This is a genomic window from Dyadobacter sp. OTU695, from assembly GCF_038440355.1.
In the GTDB taxonomy this organism is placed as follows: Bacteria; Bacteroidota; Bacteroidia; order Cytophagales; family Spirosomataceae; genus Dyadobacter.
In genome coordinates this window covers 57,441-81,789 of record NZ_JASATN010000014.1, presented here as the reverse complement: position 1 = coordinate 81,789, position 24,349 = coordinate 57,441, and the positions used below count along the sequence as shown (strand labels likewise).

Here is a 24,349-nt window from a genome sequence, read left to right as displayed (position 1 = left end):
TAAATCGTAACTTTGCGGCCCAAAAAAGTTCTTTAATTTATTTTCCACCAGGAAAAGGTTTTACGTTCTGTGAATTAATAGGGAATCGTGTGCAAATCACGAACTGTCGCGCAACTGTAAGTAACGAATGCAGTTTATGCCAGATTGATGTCCACTGGAAATTGAGTTTTGAATGACTGAATGATTGAATGATTGAATAAATACACTATGCAATCATTCAGTCATTCAATCATTCAAAATTAACCCGGGAAGGACGGCGTAAATGTTACAAGTCAGGAGACCTGCCTTTTTCGGATCATTACTCACCTTAAACGGTTAAAAGTATGTTCATGTTTAAGACCCGCTGCCCGCGGTATGGCAGAGTCGGGGAGGCTTCTCTTTGTGCCCTGCTGGCAGTGGTACTGTTATCTCCCAGGAGCAGTGTGTTAGCGCAAACCGCGTCCGACAGCATTGCCAAAACCCATCATTTGTCTGAAATAACAGTTTCAGGCGCACACCGCAATGCATTTTCGTCGGTTAATAAAATCGATGTCCCATTACGGGATATGCCGCTTACCACCTCGGCCGTTTCGGCCCGCACCATCGAGCAGCGAGGCATCGACGATTTGCAGGAAGCCATGAAGAACACCACCGGCGTGCGTGCTAACAATACTTATGGCGGTTTTCAGCATTTCACGATCCGTGGTTTTTCCAATTTTGTACTGATGGTCGATGGCGTCCGCGATGAGCGGCATAACATTTCCACCAGCGCGCCGAATACCAATCTGGCGAATGTCGAAAGCATAGAAGTGCTGAAAGGCCCTGCCTCGGTACTTTTCGGGCATTCGGCTTTGGGAGGAATCATTAATATTGCCCGGAAACGACCGTCTGCGGATTTTAAGGCCGATTTTTCGGCAGCTTATGGCAGTTTTAATACCCGGCGCATGCGCGCAGGCGCGGGAGGTCCTGTCAACGACAAACTGCGGTACCGCGTCGATTTCGGAATGTCGGATACGGGCGGTTACCGTCATTCAGGGTCGAATACCAACAATGGTTACCTCGCATTGGAATACACGCCCACCGGTCGCGACCTGTTTTACCTGACCGTCGGTGCCAACAAGGACATTTACGACACCGATACCGGGCTGCCGATGCTCGAAGGCAGCGAGCTCGCCCCGGGTATGGACCGAGATACGCGTTACAACGACCCCTCCGATTTTCTGAAACATACGCGTTATGATTACCAGTTGAAATATGTGCACCGTTTCAACTCCGGTCTGACGCTTTCAGACCAGCTTTCGTATTATGCCGACAATATCAACTATTTTTCAACCGAAGAACTGTCGTTCAATGCCACCCTCGATTCGCTGAACCGCTCTTTCCCATTCTATTTCAATCACCTCACGAAACCCCTGCAAAACCAGCTGGAACTGACCTTTGAGTTTGATACGAAAGGCATTTCGCATAAACTCCTGGCCGGGTATTCGCTGAGCATTCTCGATCGCAAAACCTACAATGGCGACGTTTTCGGGCCGGGGAAGAATGCGACGGTTTCAATTCGTAACCCTGTTTTGAACCAGGGTTATATTGACTTCAAAGACACATACTACCGTGCTACAATGGAGAATGTGCACGGTATTTATGTACAGGACTGGATTAAGATCAGTGAGAAACTGAAAGGTTTGGTAGGTTTGCGTTACGATAATTTCCGTGGTACCTATTTCACTGATCAGGTCGGTGCCGACCGTAAGGTGACATCCAAGGGCCTCGAATCCAGAATCTCCAAATCCGCATTGACATACCGGGCAGGTTTGGTGTACCAGCCTCTGGAAGTATTGTCTGTCTACGGCTCCTATTCGACCTATTTCAAACCTGCCCGCCGGGTGGCGCCGAACGGCGAAACGTTCGATCCTGAAACGGGGTACCAGGGGGAAGTTGGTTCAAGGTTGGAAATGAATAAAAAGTGGGTGGCTAGCCTGGCCTTTTACTATATGCGTAAAAACAATCAGCTGGAAGCAATGCCGGGTGGAATTTACAAGCGGATCGGTTCGGCGGAATCGAAAGGGTTTGAGGCTGAAATGAAGGGTTCTGTGGCTCCCGGACTTGATGTGACGGCTGGTTATACTTTCTCGAAAGCGGAATATCTGCCTTATAATGGTGTGGAGCTCAACCCAGTTGCCGGAAAACGTGTGGCGTTTGCCCCGGAAAATATGGTGAATGTGTGGCTGAACTATGAGGGGCAGAATGGCACATTGAAAGGCGCCAGCATTGGTGCGGGTGTCAATTACATGGGCGAAACCTTTACCAACAGTGCCAATACCTTCGTGATGGCGGCTTATACCGTGGCCGATCTTGCAGTAGGATATCGGGTTGGCCGCATCGGAATGCGGCTGAATGTTAACAACCTGTTCAATGAGCATTATTATGCCAATGCGATTTACGCTAACCAGTTTTCACCTGGTGCTACGCGGAATTTTCTGGTTAGTTTGAGATATAGCCTGTGATTCGATACCACGAAGGCGCTACACCGCCGGAGGGGGACTAAAAAAAACTGCTTCGAAATATTTATTGTTAGTATTATAGAATTAATTTTACGATTTGTGAGGCGAAAAAATTGTGCGCTCACAGCCTGGAGAACAGTTTCGGGACCATAACTGCATTAATTCCAGCGATCTAAGACAAGAATAATAAGCCGATAAACGAACAGTAGTGTAAAAGCGTGTCATGGGCTGCCATAACACGCTTTTTGTTGTTTATCACCCGCTTTTTTTGCGAAAAGCAGCAAGGAACTTCGTATGCTGGCGGTTAAACTCCGAATTTCCGCAGGTTATACACCAGACTGAGCAGGAAATATCGCTTCAATACCCTGCTGCGGACATCTTCAATATAGGCATCACCGGTATTCCTGACCAGGCTGCGGTTCTGGTTGAGGAGGTCGAAAACCTGCAATCGTACCTCGGCTTGCCGCGTGCGAAGAAACTGTTTGGCAACCGAAGCATTCCAGAGCAGGAATCGCTGGTTATATCCTTCGGCCCGGCCGGTGTTGCCGGTATAGGTAAGATCCGACGCGAGCACCAGGTTTCCCGGGAGCTGCCAATGCACATCGCCCGTGGCGTATTGCGACCAGTACTGCATATTTTGTTGGGACAAAAGCGAGTACCGCGCCTGCTGGTAGGTAATGCGCGCGCTCAGGCCATAGTCGATCCGGCCATTGTAATCGGATTGCAGGCGTATGCCTTGCCCGATCGAGGTCGACGTCGTTACATTGTCCGACGCATTGATCATGTTCGTATTGCGGGCCAGGCTTCCCTGTGTGCTCAGGTTGACCGATAGCCCCAGAGGTTCGATCTTTTTGCTAAGCGCGACAAATCCGGTTCCCGATAAGAATCCCCCCGTATTGATCGGCGTGTTGACTTGTACGCCCGACGCATCGGTGCGCGTGGATGTTCCAATGCGGTTGTTGCTTTGGTTGAAGCTCCCGAAAACAAACAGGTTATCCGTCCCGCTCTGGCCCGACGCGCTGAATGTAAGGGTAATATTGTGATAGAACTCAGGCCGCAATGCCGGGTTGCCAATGCTGATATTGAGTGGATTGGAGTTGTCGGCAATGGGTAGCAGCTGTGTAATGCCGGGCGATACGACGCGCGTCCGGTATTGAAGCCGCAGGTTCTTTTTACCCCGGAATGTATAGGAAAAAAGGGCATTAGGCATGAAATAGGCATATTCGGACCGGTAGCCAACCTCGGTTGATCGATCGGTGGGCCGCAGGGATGCCAGCTGCACGTCTGCGCCTAATGCGAACGTGTAGCGCAATCGACGGGTCTGGAAAGTAGCTCCCAGTCGGTTCGTTTCGAAGGTATTGGCGAAATTTCTGCTTAACGAGGCGTCGGATTTGTCATAATGATCCGTTTCCTCGCTTTTGTCGGCTACATTCCGAAGCAGTTTGCCAAAATTATTGCCGTAAGCATACCTGAATTCCAGTTTCTTGGTGAAAGAAATGGGTTCTGTAAAAGAAACGGTCACCGTGTTCTGTAATGCAAGCTGGTCCTGCGCATTCCGCTGATCGATTCTTTCTCTTCCGGGCGTCGTTGTCAATGTGTCGAAGAAAGTGTTGGCCGACCGGTTATAAGCTGTCGTGTTTCCGGTGGTCAGAAGTGTGTTGAGATTCGCGGACAAGCTCCGGCCTTCTTTTCTGAATTTCCGCATCAGCAATAAATTGTTGTACCCATTCAGCCCGGTTCCGTGCAGGTCATATTGGTTAAGGCCCTTGTTGAGCGAGTCTGCGGCAGGGCGGTAGGAGTAACTGCTGTTTTTGCTAAGCAAGTCCCTGGTCTGAAAACTGATGTTGGGTGTAAATCTGAGGCTGGTCAGCGAATCGATCGGCAGGTCGAAGCGGCCGTTGATGCGGTGCGTAAGCAAGGTGTTTTTAGAATAATTACTTTGGTCGGTCAGAAACGACTGCCCGGGCAGGACATTTTCGCGCCTGCTTTGCTGGTCGGTGGTCGTCACGGCGCGGTTCACGAAATAGCTGGCAGCCATTTCGGAGCGTTTGCCCCATTTCACGACCTTGCTTTCAGTCCGGTAGTTGACGCCCAATGCACCTACTTCGATAACATTGGAAGGGGCAATCTGCCCGTCGCCGCCGCCACTACCCGGCTGGCCTACCAATTGCGGCCCGCCACCTCCGTCGGCCATGCTGAAACTCTGCTGGTTAAGGTTGTTAGCCTGCCCGATTACCGAAAGCTGCCGGTTAGGCCCTCCGTTGTGGTTATTGAAACGGTTCACATTCAATTTGGCCTCGTACCTCGCCGACTGATCACCGTTAGCAGGGCCGGCGCCCAGTACATTTTGCCCGAAAAAGCCCTTTCCTTTATCTTTTTTAATGGTAATGTTGATCGTCCGCTCGCGGTCACCATCGTCCACCCCCGAAAACTGGGACTGGTCCGAGGACTGATCATACATTTGAACCTTATCGACAATATCAGCGGGCAGATTGCGGGTTGCCATTTTAGGGTCATTGCCAAAAAATGGTTTGCCGTCCACAAGCACCTTGTTCACAGCCTGGCCGTTGGCCTTAATGGAGCCGTCACGACCCACTTCGACGCCCGGTAATTTGCGCAGCAATTCTTCTACCTGCGCATTTGGTTGCGTTTTGAACGAACCTGCATTGAATTCGATGGTATCTTGTTTGATCGTCACCGGGGCGCGCTCCTGCTTGATCACTACCTCGTTCAACTGTGTGCCCTGCTCGGTCATCAACAGCGTTCCCGCATCAACAGATGCATCGCGGCTAACGGTAATGGGCCAGGACAGGTTTTTATAACCCACAAAAGTGATTAGCAAGCGGTAAGAGCCGGGTGCTGCTTTCCGGATCACAAAATGGCCGTCGCCGTTGGTAATCGTCGCACTTACGTAGGCGGAGTCACGTGCGAGCAGCAGGGAAACGGAAGCCATCCGCAGCGGTTTCCGCGAGACAGAATCGAGGACCATACCGCTGATTTCGCCTGCCGAAGATGTCTTTTGGGCAAATACGGGCGATAGCGAAAGCAGCAGCAGGCAGAGTATCAGTTTAAATGCCTCCACCGCCAGGCCCCATTTTTTGGTGAAAATCAGCCATCGCCTTCTGGCGGATATCTGTCAGCTGTTCCGCACTGACAGTCTCTGCCTGATTATCGGGCATGACGGCTTTCTCATCGACTTTGCCCAGGCTTACTTTCGTGGCCCTGAACTGCTCGCGGCTCCCTTCTACGAGTAGTACAACCCCTTTTTCAGGTGTAAGGGCGGGCACGGGGGAGTACCGGAACGGCAATTCGGTCGTGAACCAAACGGCATAGGGTTCCTTATGGTAATTAACGATCGCTTTTTGACATAAAAAACCTGCAATTTTCTTTGTCTGATGTGTAGGCTGCCAGCCGGCGGTCGCTTCAATCGGCGCTTCGCTTTTATAGGTATGGGCCTCCTTGTCTTTTCCGACCGTTACAAACGTCAGCGTTTTCTGGGCCGCAATGTCTGTCACCACGTATTCTTCAAACGGGCGCCCGGCATTGGTCGTTTGCGGGATGCCGCCGGGTTCTTGTCTTACCCGCAGCATCATGTTTTCTTCATCCCGGTTTTCTCGTACAAAATTCCCGGCAAAAAGCACTTTCTGTCCGATTGTGCGGGTGTCTGGAACATCCGTCGGGAAGTTGGGATCGCCCTGTTTCACCTCCTCGCCATTGACCATGAAGCGTAAGCGCGATTGGTCGATCTTGCGCACGACTTCGTAATTGATTTGTCCTGAGGCTTGGGCGAGAATGTTCGGGGCTGCTGCGAAGAGCAGCATGAAAATTGAAAGAAGCTTTTTCATAATGTCACCTTGGTTTTGATTTTTGATGGATCAAAGGTCAGGCGACGGTTTGTAAGGTTCTGCTATTTAATGTTAAGTAGTGTTAAAGAAAATCCTGCCAGAGTTCAATAAAAAGCCTTCCCAATACGGATTTTGCACCGGCAACTAAAAAAAATCTCATTTTATGATGTATTAAAGAGGTGCTGGCCTTATATTGATTTATACTTAACAACCCTCTGTATACTAATGGTTTATAACCTCTACTTTAAACTGTTCCTGTTTGTTGTCTTCTTTCTGTCTTCTTTGTGGATTTATAGGGTATACATAAATGATCCTCAACACAAAATTTCCCGGAAAGATGCTGTAATCGTGATCTCGGTCATGCTGCTGCTGGTGTGGGCTGTGAGAATCCCTTTTCTGCGCGACAGAGAATATGATATCGATACGAGTACCTGGCTCAGCGCGGTCATCGCCATCAACCATTACCCAGACAAACTATGGACGTTGCTTAACTACACTGACGCCCGGCCATTGACTGTGTTTCCTTTACTTGCTGGTTCATGGGCCGGAATGCCGGTCAATTACAGCAGTGCCGAAATCATCGGGTTGTTACTCTGGACAGGTACGCTACTGCTTCTCTATCAGATATATAAGTTGTTTGCCGGAAAGAATATCAGCCTGGTACTGACTTGGAGTCTTGCCCTTTTTCTCGGGACGATATGCCCCATTTTCGCGGCTTACAATTCCGAGCACAACAGTATTTTTATGGTCACCGCAGGCGTTGCATTGTTCTTTTTGTACTTCTACCGACGGTGGACCAGCCCGGCAATCGCGGCGGCGACGGGCTTGTTGCTTGGGAGCCTGATTTATGCCAAATTTCAAAATGCGCCAATGGGTCTGCTCACAGGGGCCTTTCTGTTGCTGACCATGGCAAAGCGTAAAGACTGGCCAGGCATGGCCGCATTGCTCGCAGGCTGCCTGTTCCCCACTATTTTCGTCAATGCCTTTTATGGCTTGAGGGGCAAACTGGATGTGTTCTGGAATAACTATTTTTGGAACTACTTTTATTATTCTTTCACGACCCAGTTTTCATCCATGCCCATCGCCGAACGGTTCAGTCCGATCCGTGCGATCCGGTTTATTTTCTACGCTACCAGCTCTGGCACTTATGTATTCACACTTGCTGCATTAGCACTTGCCTTGCCGGTTTTGTCTTTTAAAAAATGGCGCTCAGAGCTTAAAATCAATTGGATCCCTTTTGTTTTTGCTTTCCTGTTCCTGCTGCTGAGCGTCTATGCGGTATTGCAGTCGGGTAACAATTTTGAGCATTATAAACTCTTTCTTTTTGTCCCCCTGCTGATCTTCAATGCATTATTCCTGTCGATGAGCCGGCCGCTGGTCCGGCAATATGCGGCAGGTGTCCTGTTGCTGGGAGGTGTACTGCAAACGGCCGTCAGTCTTAAATACCTCGACGGAAAAATACCTTACGACGTTCGGGCTGATACTGACAGGAAGGTGGTTGGGCATATCGTCAGATACACCCGCTCGTCGGATCCGGTGGTGGTTTGGGGCTGGCGTGACGGGTTGCTGGTGAGCGCGCAGCGGCCGATGGGTTACCGGGACGTTCACACTTTTCACTTTTCGATGAAATCGCCGCTTGTTCCGAACTGGACCCAGGATTTTTTGGAAGATATGGAGGAAAACAAGCCTAAAATATTCGTCGAGGCGATGCTACCCGAATATTCAGAGCGCGGGCACCTTTTCCTGCCCCATGACAAAGTGCCTGTGATACGCGAATACATTCGGAAGCATTACCGGTTTGTGAGGGAACTGGATGGGGTAAGAATCTTCCACCGAAATGGGGAAGCGGCCATTTCTCTGCTTCGGTAAGCGCCATATTAATCAATACTATTTTGTGTTAAATAGTGTTAAGGTGCCGGAAATCATCCACCCGGAAAGTTTAGCTTTGTGGTATGACCAACCGCCGCATCCGCTCGATTTTCTGGCTCATGACTGCCTGCATTGTCGCAATCAATGCATTTCAGGGATATTGGCTCCTTACAACGTATCAGCTTAACCGGCAGCAGTTTGCGAATACCGTCCAGGATGCGTTGTTTCAGGTAATCGAAGGGCATCAGGTGGATAATGCGCGAAGGCTTCTGGGCAGGCACCGTCCCGGTCGTCCCGGCAAGGCTAATTCCAGTGACGCTCCTGGAAGCGTTCCTAATACGCCTCCCCGGGCTGTTTCCAAGAAATCTCCCGGAAGCGCTCCCAAAGAAGCGCGCGTGCTGGTCAGGCGCACCGACGCCGGCGCAGGATCGCGTTTTTATTATCAGTTCAACAATGACAGTGTAACCATCGCGCCGGCCGATACCCTGGCGCGACGTATTTCACGCTTCGTGCTGCAGGAGTGGACGGAAGGAGGCGGCCGGGTGGATTTGAGAAGGATCTATTCGGTCTATCGTGCGGAATTATTGAGAAGAAACATCGACGTAGCTTTCACCATCGACACGCTGTCCATTCTTCCCAAGGCAGGGGGAGATAACCTGATCATTTACAACGGGAATGGCTTGAATGCAGAAAGCGATGGCCGTTTCAGGACCTTACCGCTGCCGGTCAATCCGGTCCGGCATATTTTCGTGCAAGCTACTTTCGAAATGCCCGTTCCCTATCTGCTGAGACGAATGGGTTGGCTGCTGGGTGGCTCGCTGCTACTTTTGCTGCTTACTTCGGGTTGCTTCGTCTTCATGCTGCGGACCATACTGCGGCAGAAAAAGCTTTCCGATATCAAGAATGATTTCATCAACAACATGACCCACGAGCTTAAAACGCCTATCGCGACCGTTACGGCGGCTGTGGAAGCATTGTTGCATTTCGGAGCGTTGAACGATCCCCGTAAGACCGAAGAATACCTTCATATTTCTCAGAACAACCTTCAGAGGTTATCCGAACTGGTCGAGAAAGTGTTGAACCTGGCCGTGGAAGAAAAGCAGGAATTTGAATTCCGGACAGAGCCGGTGGGCCTGGCCGAAATGTTATGCGAGCTGGCTGCCAACCACAGGATCAAAGCTGCGAAAACGGTGGTATTTAATATGCATATCCCGTTTGGGACGACAGTGCAGGTGGATCGGATGCATTTCGGAAATGTAATCAATAACCTCATCGACAATGCAATCAAGTATTCCTATGACCGCGTAACGATATCATTCAATTACGAGCAGGAGCCGCATGGCTGGCAGCTTACGGTCACCGACAACGGGATCGGCATCCCCAAGGCTTATCAGGCTTCGGTTTTCGATCGCTTTTTCCGTGTGCCTACCGGCGATTTGCATCAGATAAAAGGCTTCGGCCTGGGGCTGGCCTATGTGCGGCAAGTGGTGGAGAAGCATGGAGGGAGTATCAGTCTGGCAAGCGAACCGGGGAAAGGAAGTGCTTTTGTTTTAAAATTCTGAGAAATGGCTAAGGTACTATTCATAGAGGACGAACCCGCGTTGGGCATGATTGTGAAAGATAGCCTGGCTTACAGAGGGTTCGACGTGCTGTATGCCACTAACGGGATCGAGGGGCTGGAACAATTCAGGCAGTACCAGCCCGATATCGTGGTGGCCGATATCATGATGCCCGATATGGACGGCTTCACGATGGCCGAACATATTCGTCGCGACGATCCGCACACGCCGATCATATTCCTGACGGCACGCTCCCAAACTGCCGATGTGGTAAAAGGTTTTGAGTTGGGCGGAAACGATTATATCAAAAAACCATTCAGCCTCGATGAACTCGTTGCGCGTATCAATGCGCTCCTGCGTGTAGGCGCTTCCCGTGCAAGCATCCAGGGAACGTTGAAAATCGGCCGCTACCTTTTCGATCCTGCCAAACAAAAACTCTCCGTTGACAACCGGGAAGTCACGTTATCTCACCGTGAAGCCGAACTGCTCCGCCGCCTCTACCAGCAGCGCAACGAAGTGCTTGGCCGCAGTGAAGTCCTCAATGAACTTTGGGGCGACGACTCCTTCTTCAACGGCCGGAGTCTTGACGTTTTCATCACCAAACTTCGCCGCTATTTACGCGAGGATCCCAAGATTCAGATTATTAATATCAGAGGGAGAGGGTATAAGCTCGTGCTTTGAGAAGCGGGTATTTTGTATTTTTGTAAAAAGATGAAGGATATGAAAGAGGAGATCCAACTTAAAGTAGGTCGTAGGACAACCGATCCGGATGCGATGACTGCCGAGGAGCGCTCCCGATGGCTTTATCAAGTCAAAAAACACAGGGAACATGGCCACTAAATACCGCTCAATAGACGATTACATCGCAAGCTTTCCGGAGGATGTGCAGCAGATATTACAGGAGATCCGCATGGTGATAAGGAACCTCGCGCCCGAAGCTGTGGAGACGATTTCATATGATATGCCGACGTTTAATATAAACGGGACGTACCTGATTTACTTTGCCGGGTGGAAAAAGCATGTCGCGCTTTATCCTGTTACCGAAAGAATATGTCAAGCGCTCTCATCTGAACTTTCGGGTTACAAGGGGACGAAAGGCTCGGTGCATTTTCCTTTGAATAAACCGATGCCGATGGATTTGATCGCGAAGATCGTCGAACTGCGGGTGGCGGAAAACCAGGCGGCCGCGCGTAAGGTGGCGGAAAAATAATGTACTGATTAAGTGCCTGTCGTGAAAGAATATTTCTTTAAAATATCGTCGATCCGGCTGTCCGGTACCAGGTCGGTAACCTCCACAAGCTTCACGCGGGGATAGTCGGGATGCGCGGTGTTAATGACAAAATTGAATGCCAGGGGCATCACAGCCGACGGTACTTTCAGGGCGAGCGCCTTACCGTCGTTGAACCATCGGTCTCCCTGCGGCTGGCACTGCGAATAGTCGTTGGGGTCGCGCCAGCCGGCTTCGAGTTCGCTTTCGGCGACCGATTCGATAACCGCATCGTCGGGTATTTCGATAAACATGATTTTGAAATCCGTATTGAACCCCACGCCCTGCCTCCTTACGAGGTTTTCAAGTAATGCAAGCGGGATCGTTTCGGAGGTGTAGATCACTTTATTGCCCGCACTGTTCCATCTGCCGCGCATTCCGGAGGCAAACAATGTGCTGGCATAAAGCCTGTGGACGATCCGGAATACCAACATCTTTTAAGCCGGATAACCTTCTGCCATTTTATCGAGCTCCTCGCTCAGAAAATCCACACCACCGCCGGTCGTCAGCCAGTCAGCGGGCCTTTCAGCCGAATTCCAAAATGGCTTTTGCAACCAGTAATTGAACTCGTCGATGGTTCCGAAAAGCTCCTCTCCCTTTTCAAAAAGGGCGATCAGTTTCAGAAGATGCTCGCCATAAAGGGGTTCCAATGGCTTTTGAGCCTCTTTATAGTTGCTGATGGTACGCGCGGAGACGTTCATGATCGCCGCCAATCTCCGTTCTGGCATTTTGATTGCCTCGGCGAAGTCATAAAAAACTTTCGTGTGCAGGCCTTTTCGGGCGGAGAGCACAATAGAGAAATTGCTGTCCATGTCAATGTGTTTGAATTTGGATTTCAAATGTGAACCAGGTTGAGCAACGGCTTTCATAACAAAGGAGATTGAGTCCTCAAATTTATGAATTTTTTCAAAATTAGAAATGAATTTTTTCGATTTCTTCCTAATAAGTATAAACATGCTGTCGCCTTCCTTTATTCTTAGCTTTTAAAACCGAAATTCCTAAACAGTTAAGTATGATCAGGTTTACACACATGCTCGTCCCGCTGGCATTGGCCATGGTGACAGTCCCGTCGCCGGACACCTTTGCGCAGAAAACAAAGACGACACAAACCGAAGAAAAATTCGATCGCGACTACGCGCTGGAAGCGACCATGCTCGGTTTTTTTGCCAAAGACGGTTCCCGGAACCCGACATTGAAGGCCAATAAAGGCGATCGTGTGCGGATCACGATCACGAATGGAGAACTGATGACGCACGATATCGCGCTGGAAAAGCTTGGTATTAAAAGCAAGGTCATCATTGAAAAGGGAACCAGCACGAGCCTTACTTTCAAGGCCGAGCAGAGCGACACCTATTACTGTTCCGTGCCCGGGCACCGCGCTGCGGGTATGGTGGGTAGTTTTGAGGTGGTTGAAGGCGTTATTTCAAATGAAACGGTGGCCGGTCAGCTACCCACAAAAGACGGCCAGGCGCTGAACCTGGGGTTTGAAACGGGTGACCTGAAAAACTGGACCGCGACGGGCGACGCATTCGCCAGTGCCCTGTTCAGCTCGGACCCTTCGCCGGTTCATGAAAAGGAAATGAATATTGGCTACGAAGGGAAATACTTCCTGAGTAGCGGAGGCACGCTTAATTACAAACAAACGGGTACATTGACCTCCGTTCCGTTCCAGGTAACACAGCCATTCGCGGCATTCCGCGTGTCCGGTGGCGCGTTGCAGGATACCCGGGTGGAAATCGTGACGGCCGCCGATAATAAGGTCATCTACCATATCACTGGTCAGGGAAGGGCTACTTTACAGCCTGCGGTGGTGGATCTGCAACCCTATCTGAACAAGGAGATTTTTATCCGGATTGTTGATAATGAGACAGGTATATCGCAAATCCCCTACATTCCCAACGACAAATGGGCGCATATCAATTTCGATGATTTTCGTTTTTACCCAAGCCGGCCGGATTTCCCCAATGAGCTGAAACAGCAAGACATCATCATCCTGCCGCCATTGGACCCTGTTTTAAATGCAGGGCTATCGGGTAAGGACGCGGCGAAGGCCATGACACCTCCTCCGGGTTTTAAAATCACGCTCGCGGCAGCCGAACCTGACATTATCAGGCCCATCAGTTTCACCGTGGATTCCCGCGGCAGGCTTTGGGTCGTAGAAGGCCATACTTATCCGGTACGCGCTCCGGAGGGCCAGGGAAGGGACAAAATCCTGATCTTTGAGGATACCAATGGCGACGGCACGCTCGACAAACGCAAGGTATTTGCAGAAAACCTCAACCTCATCAGCGGTATCGAAGTGGGACTGGGCGGTGTGTGGCTGGGTTCAGCGCCTCACCTTCTATTTATCCCTGCCGATTTTAAAAATGACAAACCCTCGGGGCCGCCACAGATTTTGCTCGACGGCTGGGGACTGGAAGATACGCACGAAGTACTCAATAACCTTCGCTGGGGCCCGGACGGCTGGCTTTATGGCACACACGGCGTATTCACCCATTCCAATGTAGGCAAGCCCGGAGCACCGGATTCGGAACGGACAAAAATCAATGCGGGCGTGTGGCGCTACCACCCGACTGCGCACAAATTCGAGGTGTTTGCCGAAGGGTCGAGCAATCCGTGGGGGATCGATTTTAATGACTATGGACACCCGTTCATTACCGTTTGCGTGATCCCGCATATGTACCACATCATTCAGGGCGCGCGCTACCAGCGGCAGGCAGGCAAGCACTTCAACCCCTATACTTACGACGACATCAAAACCATTGCCGATCACGTGCATTGGGTAGGAGAGCGCGGGCCGCACGCGGGTAATTTCCGTTCGGCATCCGCGGGCGGGGGGCACGCGCACGCGGGGGCGATGATTTACCTGGGCAACAGCTGGCCGAAAGAATATCGCAACGATATTTTCATGAACAACATCAATGGCGCTCGTCTCAATACCGATCATCTGACACGCTCCGGGTCGGGGTATGAGGCAACGCACAAGAACGACTTCATGGCAATGAACGATTCCTGGTCGCAATGGCTGAACTTCAAATATGATGCAAGCGGGTCTGTTTGGGCCATCGACTGGTACGATAAAAACCAATGCCACAGCCCGAATCCGGATGTGCACAACAAAACGATGGGGCGGATATTCAAAATTACCCACGACAACGACAAATGGGTGCAGGTGGATTTGTCTAAAGCCTCGGATATGGAGCTGGTCAATTATCAGTTGAACCCTAATGAATGGTATGTCCGTCAGGCGCGCACGATTTTGCAGGAACGCGGTCCGAACAAGAAAGTACATAAGGCATTGAAAGAGATCCTTGCGAAAAATCCGGACGAAACCCGCAAGCTCCGAGCGTTATGGACACTCCACGTGACAAAGGGACTCACGGAAAAAGAACTTGCCGACCTGCTTTCAAACGACAGCGAATACATCCGCAGCTGGTCAATACAGCTTTTGACCGAAAACAAATCTGTTTCGCCCGAGACATTGAAAAAGTTTGCAGAGCTGGCGCAGAAGGATAATTCCAAGCTGGTGCGGCTGTACCTGACCTCGGGCATGCTTCGGCTCAATCCTTCCCAGCGTTGGGATGTGCTGGATGCATTGGTGCAGAAGGCCGAAGACAAAGACGACCATAACCTGCCGCTGATGGAATGGTACGCCGCCGAGCCATTGGCAGCTATCGACGCGAAACGAGCATTGCAGCTGGCCGGAAAATCTCAGTTCCCTAAAATATTACCGTACATGATCCAGCGCGTGGAGGCGATCGGGACTGATGAGTCGAAAAAGGTTTTGAAAGACTATAACAAGGTGGGAAAAGCCGGGAACCTGCACGAACACCATGACGGGCACGAAACGGGAACAGCTATGAAGCACTAAAAGAAAGGGCTTCACGTAGAAGCCCTTTTTGCTAACGTTGAGTAAAATGATTGAAATAGTACTACAATATACAAGAATTAGTTTGGTTCATAATATGACAAAAGTCATATTTTCAGTTTTGGGTGGATCGAACGTTGTATCACCCGCTATGAACGGGCCGTGGGCCGGATATCGTAATAGCGGGTAAGAGCGGCGTTATTATTTGAAAATCAAATAAAGAAGTAGCATTTGAGCTCCAAAGATCGGAGATTGCTTTCTCAACATAGTTTGTTTATGGAACGAGGAAAAATCAATTTTTTCGAAAAAATGGCTATCCGGATCACAGCCTGGACCGGTAGTTCAATGGCATTCGGCGTAGCATTTAGTATCATACTGATTTGGGGCATTACCGGGCCAATCTTCAAATATTCCGATACATGGCAGCTGGTCATCAACACCGGCACCACGATTGTTACCTTTCTGATGGTTTTTCTGATTCAGAAATCGCAGAACAAAGATTCGAAGGCGATTCAACTAAAGCTCAACGAACTGATCGCCGCCAGCCGTTTCGCAAGCAATAGGATGGTCGATATCGAAGACCTGAGCGAAGCGGAACTCGACGTGCTGCGTAAATTTTATCGAAAACTGGCCGAAATGTCGGAAGAGGACAATGATATTCATAATTCGCATTCCATCGATGCAGCACAACAGTTGCACAGGCATAAGAAAGGAGCGTTTTCGGGATTGACGCGCGGCGATACCGGCTCTCAGGAGTAGGCTACTTGTCTTTTTTCTTATCCTTCTTGTCTTTCTTATCATCCTTGGAGAAGATCTTTTGAAAAAAGGTCTTCTTCTCTTTTTGATCTTCCTTCACTGAGGCGATACTGATCTCATTATCGATCGAAGGCTGGATGGCATGAATGAATGCATTTTGAAGAATATTGGTAATGGCCAACCAGACGTTCGTTTTGGGATCGTCGAGACGGCCCTGGAAAGGAACTTTGGTGGCAAGCTGATCCTTATTTTTATTTTCAAACAGCTTTCCCGCGCCACCGGCAACAGCTTCCCAGAGCTTTCGAAGCAGGTTATCTTTCCGGTCCTCCTTTCCCAAAACGTCCAGATCCTTGATCACCGGCTTTACATACCCCTTAAACTCCTCGTCCTTGGCCGCCACTTCGGTATACAATCCAAAGTGCCCGTCGTTGACATCGATTTTGGCGTAAGCCTGGAAAAAGTCATTCAGCTTTACAAGATTGGTGTTGTTCAGTTCGGCGCTCATATCGAAAGTCGGGGCATCGGCGAGCGGATTGAGCTTGGCATCGAAACGTAGTTTGCCCTCGTACACGTCTGCGGTTGCGTGAATGCTCGCAGGAAGGATGGCCGAAGAGTCGTAACTGTTGCGGAGGTTTTGGGCGAGCAGGTTCAGGTTGGTCAAGGCAATGTCGACATTGGGTTGGCTGCTGAAATCTTTATACTGGATCGCCCCGCCAAGCAGTTCGCAGCGGTTGATGTTCAAAGGCATAAACTTGTTGAGGATCTTTCGAAAATCGGCGGAGTCTTTCACAATTTCTTTGGGTTCGACTTTGTCTTTCGTAAAAAGCAGGTAAGGCCGCTGGAAAACCAGCTCGCCTGCAATCGAACCTTTGATCAGCGCCTTCCATTCCACAGATAGGTCGACCTCCCGGGAGGCAAAAAAAGGTGTTTGCTTGCTGGTGACGGAATCTTCTTTATTAATGTAAATGCTATCTATCTTGTACGCTCCGCGGATAATGGACAGATCGATATCCTTGATATGCCCGTAATAGCCGTTCATATCCGCGAGGCTGCGGTTGGCAAAATGAAGGATGACGTAAGGTAATACCAGCCGGACCACTACAATGGCGATCAGTATGCCGATCAGGATCTTTGCGGTACGTCTCTTTTTCGAATGTGTGCGTGTAACGGTCATTTCAGGGTTATTTACAATGGTATCAGTTTGATTTTCATGCCGTTTATTTAAACAATCGTACCAAGCCTGACGCACGTTTTCTCAGCTTTCGTATTTTTCCGGAATAAAAATCCCAAACTGCTGTCCAGTCCGGGCCCGGCTGTTCGTCAACAGGCTTTAAAAACATAAACCTTATATCACAATGAATGACTTCTTGTTTGTTTTCAGAAATGACCCCGCGGTAATGTCGAACATGTCGCCGGAAGCTTTGCAAAACAGTATGCAAAAATGGATGGACTGGATTGGCGGCATCGCTGCACAGGGTAAGCTGGTAGATCGGGGAAACCGGCTTGCCAACGAAGGGAATGTGGTAAGACCTTCCCAGGTTGTCACAGATGGGCCGTATATCGAAACCAAGGAATCAGTAGGTGGTTTCATCATGGTCAGGGCCGAGTCGCTCGATGAGGCAACCGAGATGGCGAAAGGCTGTCCGATCCTGTCTAATGGCGGTAACGTCGAGGTCAGGCCGATCATCCGAATGTAGTTTTTGCCCAAAACTTCGATAAGCCTTTGTAACCAGCAAAGGCTTATTTACTTTAATGCCATGGAAAACCAGGAATTGATACCGCATTTGTTCAGGACGGAGTACAGGAAGATCACCGCCGTTTTGAGTAAAACTTTCGGCCTTGCACATATCGAGATTGCCCAGGACATTGCCAGCGATACATTTTTACAGGCGTCCGAAATGTGGGGGATTAAGGGCGCGCCGGACAATCCCGTGGCTTGGCTTTATACTGTCGCGCGCAACAAAACGCTTGATTACCTGCGTCGAGACAAGCTTTTTAAGGAAAAAATCACCGGCCAGGTAGTCAGGGACAGTCCTGTGGGCGATGAGTTGGAGATCGATTTATCGACTCAAAACATTACCGACAGCCAGTTGCAGATGATGTTCGCCATCTGCCACCCGTCGCTTCCTGTCGAATCACAGATCGGTCTGGCACTCAACGTGCTGTGCGGGTTCGGGATCAGCGAGATTGCCGGCGCATTCCTGACCAACAAGGAGACGATCAACAAACGGCTTTACCGGGCGCGGGAAAAGCTGCGGACCGAGGACGTAAAAATGGAGTTTCCCGGCGAAACCGACATCGAATCCCGGTTGGATGCCGTTTTGAGGACCTTGTACCTACTTTTTAACGAAGGTTTCTATTCGGCAGGAAAGGATGTAACGCTACGAAAGGATGTTTGCATCGAGGCCATGTGGCTTACAAAAATGCTTACAGAAAATCCCGGGACCGACCGCCCTCCTGTAAATGCATTGCTTGCGCTGATGTGTTTTCACGCGTCGCGTTTCGAGGCGCGCACCAATCCGCAGGGTGAAACCGTGCTGTATCAGGATCAGGATGACAGCCTGTGGGATGCTACCCTGATCTGTCGCGGAGAATACTACCTCAATCGCGCCTCGGTCGGTCAGCAACTTTCCCGTTACCACCTGGAAGCCGCGATTGGTTACTGGCATACGATCAAAGCCGATACACCTGAAAAATGGGAGCACATTCTGCAATACTACAACCAATTGCTTATCCTGGAATATTCACCCATCGCCGCCCTGAACCGCACCTATGCCCTGGCCAAGGCTCGCTCCAAAACCGAAGCCATCCGTGAAGCCGAGAAGCTCAACCTGACGACCAACCACCTGTACCATTCACTGCTAGGCGAATTGTATCTGGGCATTGATGAGGGAAAAGCTTTGGAATATTTTAATGCATCGCTATCCCTGGCGAAATCGAAAGCGGACAAAAGGCTGCTGATGGAAAAGATAGAGAGGATTAATGAGGCTTGCTGACCGGCCAATTCGCCTTTCCTTAGCGCTTGGTTGATTCTCCCTGGAAGTACAACAGGATGGTGCCGGCATTGCGTTACCGCCGATTAATAAAACTTTCGCAACCAAAGCATTAAAAATCCTTGTTTGTGTCCTTTTAACACAATGGACAAAAACATATCCTTCATGAAACGCCTATTGTTAAGCCTGGCCCTTTTTGTTTTTACCAATCAAACTTTTGCACAGACGACCGGTGCATTGAAGCTCTGGTATAAAAAGCCGGCCGGAAATACATGGACCGACGCATTGCCGGTCGGGAATGGCCGGTTGGGTGCAATGGTATACGGTAACCCCGAACGGGAGATACTCAAACTTAATGAATCGACGGTATGGGCTGGTGGCCCTAACCGTAACGACAATCCTAACGCCCTCGCCGCATTGCCTGAGGTGCGAAAGCTGATATTCGAAGGCAAACACAACGAAGCAGCCAGGCTCGCGGCTGAGAAAATCGAGTCGAAAACGACGAACGGGATGATGTACCAGCCCGTCGGTAACCTGAATATCGATTTCCCGGGCCATGACAAGTTCGCCGGATATCATCGTGAACTGGACATTGAAAGGGCGGTTACCACTACTTCATATACGGTCGACGGGGTGAAATACACCCGGCAGGTGATCGCATCGGTGCCCGATCAGGTAATTGCGATCCGTCTGACGGCCGACAAACCCGGCCAACTGACATTTACTTCGTTTTTGAGCAGCCCTCAAAAGGGAGAAAGGAGGATCGAGAAGGGAGGAAGGATGGTTTTTGCAGGAACCAGCGGCGATAAGGAAGGCATTAAAGGCCAGGTTGCGTTTCGTGCGCACGTACTTGTGGCGCCCGAGGGCGGTCAGTTGAGCGCCGGAGACACGTCGCTGACGGTCAGCAAGGCCGATGCAGCTACGATTTATATTTCCATTGCTACCAATTTTGTGGATTACAAAACACTGACAGCCGATCCGCAATCCAAGGCTGATCAGTATTTAAGCAAAGCGGCAACCAAGCCATTTGCCAGCATCCTGAAAAGTCATATTGCAGCCTATCAGCATTATTTCAACCGGGTGAAATTCGATCTGGGTACATCCGAAGCCGCACAATGGCCCACAGACGAGCGCATTGTGAAATTCGCTTCCGGCCATGATCCGCAGCTGGTGGCATTGTACTTCCAGTTTGGGCGGTACCTGCTGATATCCTCTTCGCAACCGGGCGGGAATGGGATGCCTGTCGGGCAACCGGCCAACCTGCAGGGAATCTGGAACCAGTCGATGAACCCGCCGTGGGGTAGTAAGTATACGATCAATATCAACACGGAAATGAACTACTGGCCTGCCGAGGTTACCAACCTGACGGAACTGCACGAGCCGTTGGTGCAAATGATAAAAGAACTTTCGGTGACCGGGCAGGAAACGGCGCGGGTAATGTACGGGGCCAAAGGCTGGCTTGCGCACCATAATACCGACCTGTGGCGCATTACGGGCCCGGTCGACCCGATCTTCTACGCCATGTGGCCAATGGGCGGAGCCTGGCTGAGCACGCATTTGTGGGAAAAATATTGCTATTCGGGAGATAAGGAATACCTGAGGTCGGTGTACCCGGCTTTGAAGGGTTCTGCACAATTCTTTGTCGACTTTCTGGTACCCGAGCCGACGCATCAGTGGCTGGTAGTGGTGCCGGGCATGTCGCCCGAGAATGCGCCGGGGATTCGCCCGAAAACGACAATCGGGGCGGGGAATACGATGGACAACCAGATCGTCTACGACATTTTTACGGCCACAATCCGCGCGGCAGAGGCGCTGGGAACGGATGCCGGTTTTGTAAAAACACTGAAATCCAAACGCGCGCAGCTGCCACCGATGCAGGTCGGCAAGTTCGGGCAGTTGCAGGAATGGCTGGAAGACCTCGACAATCCCGAAGACAAACACCGCCACATTTCGCATCTGTATGGGTTGTATCCATCGGCTCAGCTTTCAGCTTACCGCACGCCGGAGCTTTTCGGCGCGGCGCGGACTTCACTCGAACACCGCGGTGATGTTTCTACCGGGTGGTCGATGGGCTGGAAGGTGAATTGGTGGGCCCGTTTGCTCGACGGAAACCGCGCCTACAAGCTCATTACCGATCAGCTTTCGCCGGTCAACGCAGCCGGTAAAAAGGGCGGCGGCGGCACTTATACCAATCTCTTTGACGCTCATCCACCGTTCCAGATCGATGGTAACTTCGGCTGCACGGCCGGTATCGCCGAAATGCTCATGCAAAGCCACGACGGCGCCATTCATTTGCTTCCTGCCATTCCCGACAGCTGGAAAAACGGGTCGATCAGTGGCTTGCGGGCACGCGGCGGTTTTGAAATCGTGTCTTTGGAATGGAAGGATGGAAAAGTTTCCAAATTAGTGATCAAGTCGAATCTGGGCGGAAACTGCCGGTTAAGACTTCCTAATGCGCTGAAAGGCAATGCGCTGGCACTCGTTGATGGCAGCCGGAACAGCAATCCGTTTTACCAGGTGACCGATATCCCCAAACCAATCATTTCTCCGGCCGCAAACGTGACCCTTTCGAAGCTGCCGGAAACGGCTTTGTACGATTTCAAAACCGAAAAAGGAAAGACCTACACATTTACCCGCTAACTTGACCCTTATAAACCATCACCAAGAACAAAAAGATTTGGCTCGCCGGAGCACTGCCTGCTATCAAGGCAATACAGTTATGTGGCGGTCAGTACTCAACCATCCGCATGACCTCTTCTTTGTAACTCCGCCCGATCGGTATCTGGTAATTCCCCCAGATAATCCGGTTACGCTCGATCCGGCGGATCTTGTCGACGGCCATGACAAACGATTTATGCACGCGCAGGAAGCGTGCAGGCGGGAAAATGTCGAGCATCGCCTTTACGGAGCCTTTGATGACCACCTTACCGTTGACGGTGTGAATAATGGCGTAATCTTTCAGGCCCTGAATGTGTGAAACGTCGTCGAAGGCCAGTCGGACGCGCTGGACGCCGCTTTTGACAAAAATAAAGTCTGGCGTTTCTTCGGACAGGTTCTGTTCGAGATTGGTATTTTCTTCTTTGAGTTGCAGAAAGTCGCGCACTTTTTCGAGCGCGTGCTGGAAACGGGGGTAGGCGATCGGTTTGAGCAGAAAATCGATCACGCCGAGCTCATAACCTTCGAATGCATAGTCACGGTAGGCGGTGGTGAAAACGGTTACCGGCGGCTGCACCAGCGATTTCAGGAAGTCGATGCCATTCATTTCCGGCATTTCAATATCGAGAAAAAGAACGTCGGGCTCGTACGTTCGCAGGTACGCGAGCGCGTCGCGGGCATTACTGAACTGGACGGCGTCGGTAACGCCCGATTTTTGCAGGTATTCTTCCAATATTTCCCTGGCAAGAGGCTCGTCATCGATTATCACGCAATGCAGCATACGTCGGGGGATTTTTGTATTGGAAAAATCAATTGGTAACCCGGTTGAACGTATAGCTCAGGTATTCGCCACCGACCATGAGTTTTTTCGAACCGTCGAGTACGAATAATACATTTTCGTCGCCTTTCAGCAGGAAAACGGACTTTTCGGGCTGGTCGGGGTCGAGCTGGATGACGGTGGCGTCAGGATCGTCGGCGGTGCCTTTAACGAGCGCCCATTTGCCCGTCCGCGGTTTGTCACGGAAAAGCGAACCGCTCCATTCGTAGGTCGTTGGCTTTTTACTTTGCGGGTCCTGGAAGAATGTGAAGCCCCATTTCAGTTTTTCGCAATTGGCATGTACGGAAATATGCATGACCAGAGCCATCGTCTGGCAGGGTACGCGCCCGTGAAACACACCCCACACATGCGCACCTTCGACGATGGGCTGACGGGAGCTCGTTTTGGAAGGGATATTAACCAGCGAACCCGATTGCGCCGCCGCGTTTTGCAGCATTATAAAGCAACTGGCAATGAGCAATAGTGTTTTCATGGCTAACAGTTGATTTTGTTACAGATTGGTGCCCTGTTTGTTAAAAGTATAGCTAAAACCTGCATTTCCTATCATTAAATTCCCCTGCCTATCAAGCAAATGCAGCATACGGTCGCTCATTTGCAGAAGGGTAACAGGAACTTCGGAGGTAGTTGTTTGCAACGTGAAAACCTGCTTGCCCGGAGTTTTGCCAGGGTTTTTTGAAACCACCCATTTACCCGAAATTTCCGTACTGAAACCGTCGTTCATGAATCCCTGTGTGCCGGGCTTGGTCATACCGTAGGTGTATTGGAGTTTGAAGTCGTCGCGACCGAGATTGCGCGGGTCGCGGCGGAGCGTGAGGCGCCATTTGATCATTTCACAATCGAGATCGGCCGGGATGGACAGCAGCTGTCTCGGAACGGCATCGCAGGGCGTGGCGGCGACAAATATTTCGGGTTCAGGTGAGATGACCCGCGGACTTGCCCAGCCTGTTAGCAGCAAAAGCGGAAGCCAGATAAATTTTTTCATGACAGGTTCTGATTATGCATTGGCAAGATTGATTTCCATAAAAACACTGAAACTTTCCTGTTGATCATCGATCCGCAGGCTGTGGCGCGACGGGTATAGCAATTCCAGCCGCTTACGAAGGTTGGCCAGGCCAATGCCTCCCTTGCTATCCTTGGATGCCCCGTTCGATTTGCTGTTTTCGATCGTCACTTGAAGCGCCGTCGGGCCAACCCGAATCTTCCCGTGCAGCCAGCCTTTATCGGATTTGCGGCTCACACCATGTTTGAACGCATTTTCGACTAGCGGCAGCAGCAACAGCGGGGCAATTTCCTTGCCGTCCGGGTTACCGGCTACTTCCAGGGAAATATCCGGGTTGTTGTCGTAGCGGATTCTTTCGAGTTCGATATAGTTATGCAGGTAGCTGATCTCTTTGTTGAGGGAAACGGTACTGTCGTCGCTGTCGTAGAGCATGTATTCCATCATTTCCGATAATTTCAGTACCACTTCCGGCGCCAGGTCTGATTTCTTCAAAGTCAGCGCATACAGGTTGTTAAGGATATTGAAAAGAAAATGCGGGTTTACCTGCGAGCGCAGAAAATTCACCTCCGCATTGAGCTTCTCGACGAGGATCTTTTGCAGGATACGCTGCTGCTCATACCAGTCGATGCTCAGTTTCAGGGCGACCATCAGCGCCAGGTACCAGAGTGTGCTGAAAAAATTGTAGGAAATAGCCTCTGCGATATTGCTGTTCCGCATCGGGCCGATTACGTAGCCGTATAGATAATAGTCAAAAAGGGATTGTATGAACAGATAACCCAGGATCGACAGCAGTACCAGCCCGAAATAGCGGCCATACTTCTTTCTTAAAAGATATTTGGGTAGAAAATAATGCAGGTTCAGGTAGGCGATCACAATCAGCAGCGCCACGCGGGCCACCACGCAAATCGTAAAATAATTGAGACTTGCCTTATAAATCAGATAACGCTTTTCGTATAGGAAAAAACCCGTGACGAGCAGCCAGTAACAAGCATGCACCAGCGCATATTTGGCTGTAACCGTGCGGTTTGAGAGAGGAAGCCGGACTTGCTTTTCCATGAAGGGCGTTTCCATAAGCGTGCTTTGAATAATCACTGTAAATGAACAGAAAAGAATGCAGCAGCAGAAATTATTTCGACCAACGCACCAAAAAGTAGAGGAAAAGCATAATCGCCATCCTCCTTAAAATTTCACTAATTTCGAAACCACTTATCCGGTTGTC

19 protein-coding genes and 1 riboswitch are annotated in these 24,349 nt (G+C 50.4%); of the genes, 10 read left to right on the top strand and 9 right to left on the bottom strand.

The annotated features are described in order from the left end of the window. Positions 1 to 38: 38 nt before the first annotated feature. Positions 39 to 303, top strand: a riboswitch (cobalamin riboswitch). 26 nt (positions 304 to 329) lie between these two features. Beyond that, positions 330 to 2,483: a TonB-dependent receptor gene (locus tag AAHB90_RS23230; protein ID WP_342087636.1), complete on the top strand. Its 2,154-nt coding sequence runs from the start codon at positions 330 to 332 to the stop codon at positions 2,481 to 2,483. 301 nt (positions 2,484 to 2,784) lie between these two features. On the opposite strand, the gene AAHB90_RS23225 is transcribed toward AAHB90_RS23230, so the two are convergent. After that, entirely contained in the window at positions 2,785 to 5,562 is a 2,778-nt protein-coding gene (locus tag AAHB90_RS23225; RefSeq protein WP_342087635.1) for a TonB-dependent receptor, read from the bottom strand. Further along, complete coding sequence (locus AAHB90_RS23220; RefSeq protein WP_342087634.1) at positions 5,549 to 6,325, bottom strand: GLPGLI family protein; 777 nt, start codon at positions 6,323 to 6,325, stop codon at positions 5,549 to 5,551. Before AAHB90_RS23220 ends, AAHB90_RS23225 begins: the two co-directional genes overlap by 14 nt. 360 nt (positions 6,326 to 6,685) lie before the next feature. On the opposite strand from AAHB90_RS23220, the gene AAHB90_RS23215 reads away from it, so the two are divergent. The 4 genes from AAHB90_RS23215 (at position 6,686) to AAHB90_RS23200 (ending at position 10,963) form a co-directional block, all read left to right on the top strand. Then, positions 6,686 to 8,194, top strand: a complete 1,509-nt coding sequence (locus AAHB90_RS23215) for a hypothetical protein (RefSeq protein WP_342087633.1) — start codon at positions 6,686 to 6,688, stop codon at positions 8,192 to 8,194. 83 nt (positions 8,195 to 8,277) lie between these two features. Next, positions 8,278 to 9,756 (top strand): sensor histidine kinase, encoded by a 1,479-nt coding sequence (locus tag AAHB90_RS23210; protein WP_342087632.1) that lies wholly within the window; start codon positions 8,278 to 8,280, stop codon positions 9,754 to 9,756. A gap of 3 nt (positions 9,757 to 9,759) precedes the next feature. After that, positions 9,760 to 10,434, top strand: coding sequence for a response regulator transcription factor (locus AAHB90_RS23205; protein ID WP_342087631.1), 675 nt, complete (start codon positions 9,760 to 9,762; stop codon positions 10,432 to 10,434). Between the two features lie 148 nt (positions 10,435 to 10,582). Next, positions 10,583 to 10,963, top strand: coding sequence for an iron chaperone (locus AAHB90_RS23200; RefSeq protein WP_342087630.1), 381 nt, complete (start codon positions 10,583 to 10,585; stop codon positions 10,961 to 10,963). A gap of 8 nt (positions 10,964 to 10,971) precedes the next feature. On the opposite strand, the gene AAHB90_RS23195 is transcribed toward AAHB90_RS23200, so the two are convergent. Then, positions 10,972 to 11,454 carry an RES family NAD+ phosphorylase gene (locus AAHB90_RS23195; protein ID WP_342087629.1) on the bottom strand — a complete coding sequence of 161 codons (483 nt, stop codon included), beginning with the start codon at positions 11,452 to 11,454 and terminating at the stop codon, positions 10,972 to 10,974. A 3-nt stretch (positions 11,455 to 11,457) separates the two neighbouring features. Next, positions 11,458 to 11,889: an antitoxin Xre-like helix-turn-helix domain-containing protein gene (locus tag AAHB90_RS23190; protein ID WP_342087628.1), complete on the bottom strand. Its 432-nt coding sequence runs from the start codon at positions 11,887 to 11,889 to the stop codon at positions 11,458 to 11,460. Positions 11,890 to 12,032: 143 nt separating this feature from the next. Between AAHB90_RS23190 and AAHB90_RS23185 the strand changes: the two genes are divergently transcribed. Further along, positions 12,033 to 14,891, top strand: coding sequence for a PVC-type heme-binding CxxCH protein (locus AAHB90_RS23185; protein WP_342087627.1), 2,859 nt, complete (start codon positions 12,033 to 12,035; stop codon positions 14,889 to 14,891). A 273-nt stretch (positions 14,892 to 15,164) separates the two neighbouring features. Then, complete coding sequence (locus tag AAHB90_RS23180) at positions 15,165 to 15,647, top strand: low affinity iron permease family protein (protein WP_342087626.1); 483 nt, start codon at positions 15,165 to 15,167, stop codon at positions 15,645 to 15,647. A 1-nt stretch (position 15,648) separates the two neighbouring features. On the opposite strand, the gene AAHB90_RS23175 is transcribed toward AAHB90_RS23180, so the two are convergent. Next, entirely contained in the window at positions 15,649 to 16,818 is a 1,170-nt protein-coding gene (locus tag AAHB90_RS23175; RefSeq protein WP_342087625.1) for a DUF748 domain-containing protein, read from the bottom strand. 181 nt (positions 16,819 to 16,999) lie between these two features. Here AAHB90_RS23175 and AAHB90_RS23170 point away from each other — a divergent pair, with 181 nt between their 5' ends. The 3 genes from AAHB90_RS23170 to AAHB90_RS23160 all read left to right on the top strand — a co-directional run bounded on the left by AAHB90_RS23170 (position 17,000) and on the right by AAHB90_RS23160 (position 21,277). Continuing rightward, entirely contained in the window at positions 17,000 to 17,341 is a 342-nt protein-coding gene (locus tag AAHB90_RS23170; protein ID WP_342087624.1) for a YciI family protein, read from the top strand. Between the two features lie 60 nt (positions 17,342 to 17,401). Continuing rightward, positions 17,402 to 18,640: an RNA polymerase sigma factor gene (locus AAHB90_RS23165; RefSeq protein WP_342087623.1), complete on the top strand. Its 1,239-nt coding sequence runs from the start codon at positions 17,402 to 17,404 to the stop codon at positions 18,638 to 18,640. 162 nt (positions 18,641 to 18,802) lie between these two features. Next, the gene (locus AAHB90_RS23160) at positions 18,803 to 21,277 is read left to right on the top strand and encodes a glycoside hydrolase family 95 protein (protein WP_342087622.1); all 2,475 of its coding nucleotides are present in this window, start codon (positions 18,803 to 18,805) and stop codon (positions 21,275 to 21,277) included. Positions 21,278 to 21,365: 88 nt separating this feature from the next. Here AAHB90_RS23160 and AAHB90_RS23155 read toward each other — a convergent pair whose 3' ends face one another. Genes AAHB90_RS23155 through AAHB90_RS23140 form a run of 4 tightly spaced genes read right to left on the bottom strand, consistent with a single transcriptional unit; the run spans position 21,366 to position 24,186 of the window. Continuing rightward, complete coding sequence (locus AAHB90_RS23155; protein ID WP_342087621.1) at positions 21,366 to 22,073, bottom strand: LytR/AlgR family response regulator transcription factor; 708 nt, start codon at positions 22,071 to 22,073, stop codon at positions 21,366 to 21,368. A 28-nt stretch (positions 22,074 to 22,101) separates the two neighbouring features. Further along, the gene (locus tag AAHB90_RS23150; RefSeq protein ID WP_342087620.1) at positions 22,102 to 22,602 is read right to left on the bottom strand and encodes a hypothetical protein; all 501 of its coding nucleotides are present in this window, start codon (positions 22,600 to 22,602) and stop codon (positions 22,102 to 22,104) included. An 18-nt stretch (positions 22,603 to 22,620) separates the two neighbouring features. Continuing rightward, positions 22,621 to 23,112 carry a hypothetical protein gene (locus tag AAHB90_RS23145; protein WP_342087619.1) on the bottom strand — a complete coding sequence of 164 codons (492 nt, stop codon included), beginning with the start codon at positions 23,110 to 23,112 and terminating at the stop codon, positions 22,621 to 22,623. A gap of 12 nt (positions 23,113 to 23,124) precedes the next feature. Beyond that, entirely contained in the window at positions 23,125 to 24,186 is a 1,062-nt protein-coding gene (locus AAHB90_RS23140; RefSeq protein ID WP_342087618.1) for a sensor histidine kinase, read from the bottom strand. Positions 24,187 to 24,349: the final 163 nt, after the last annotated feature.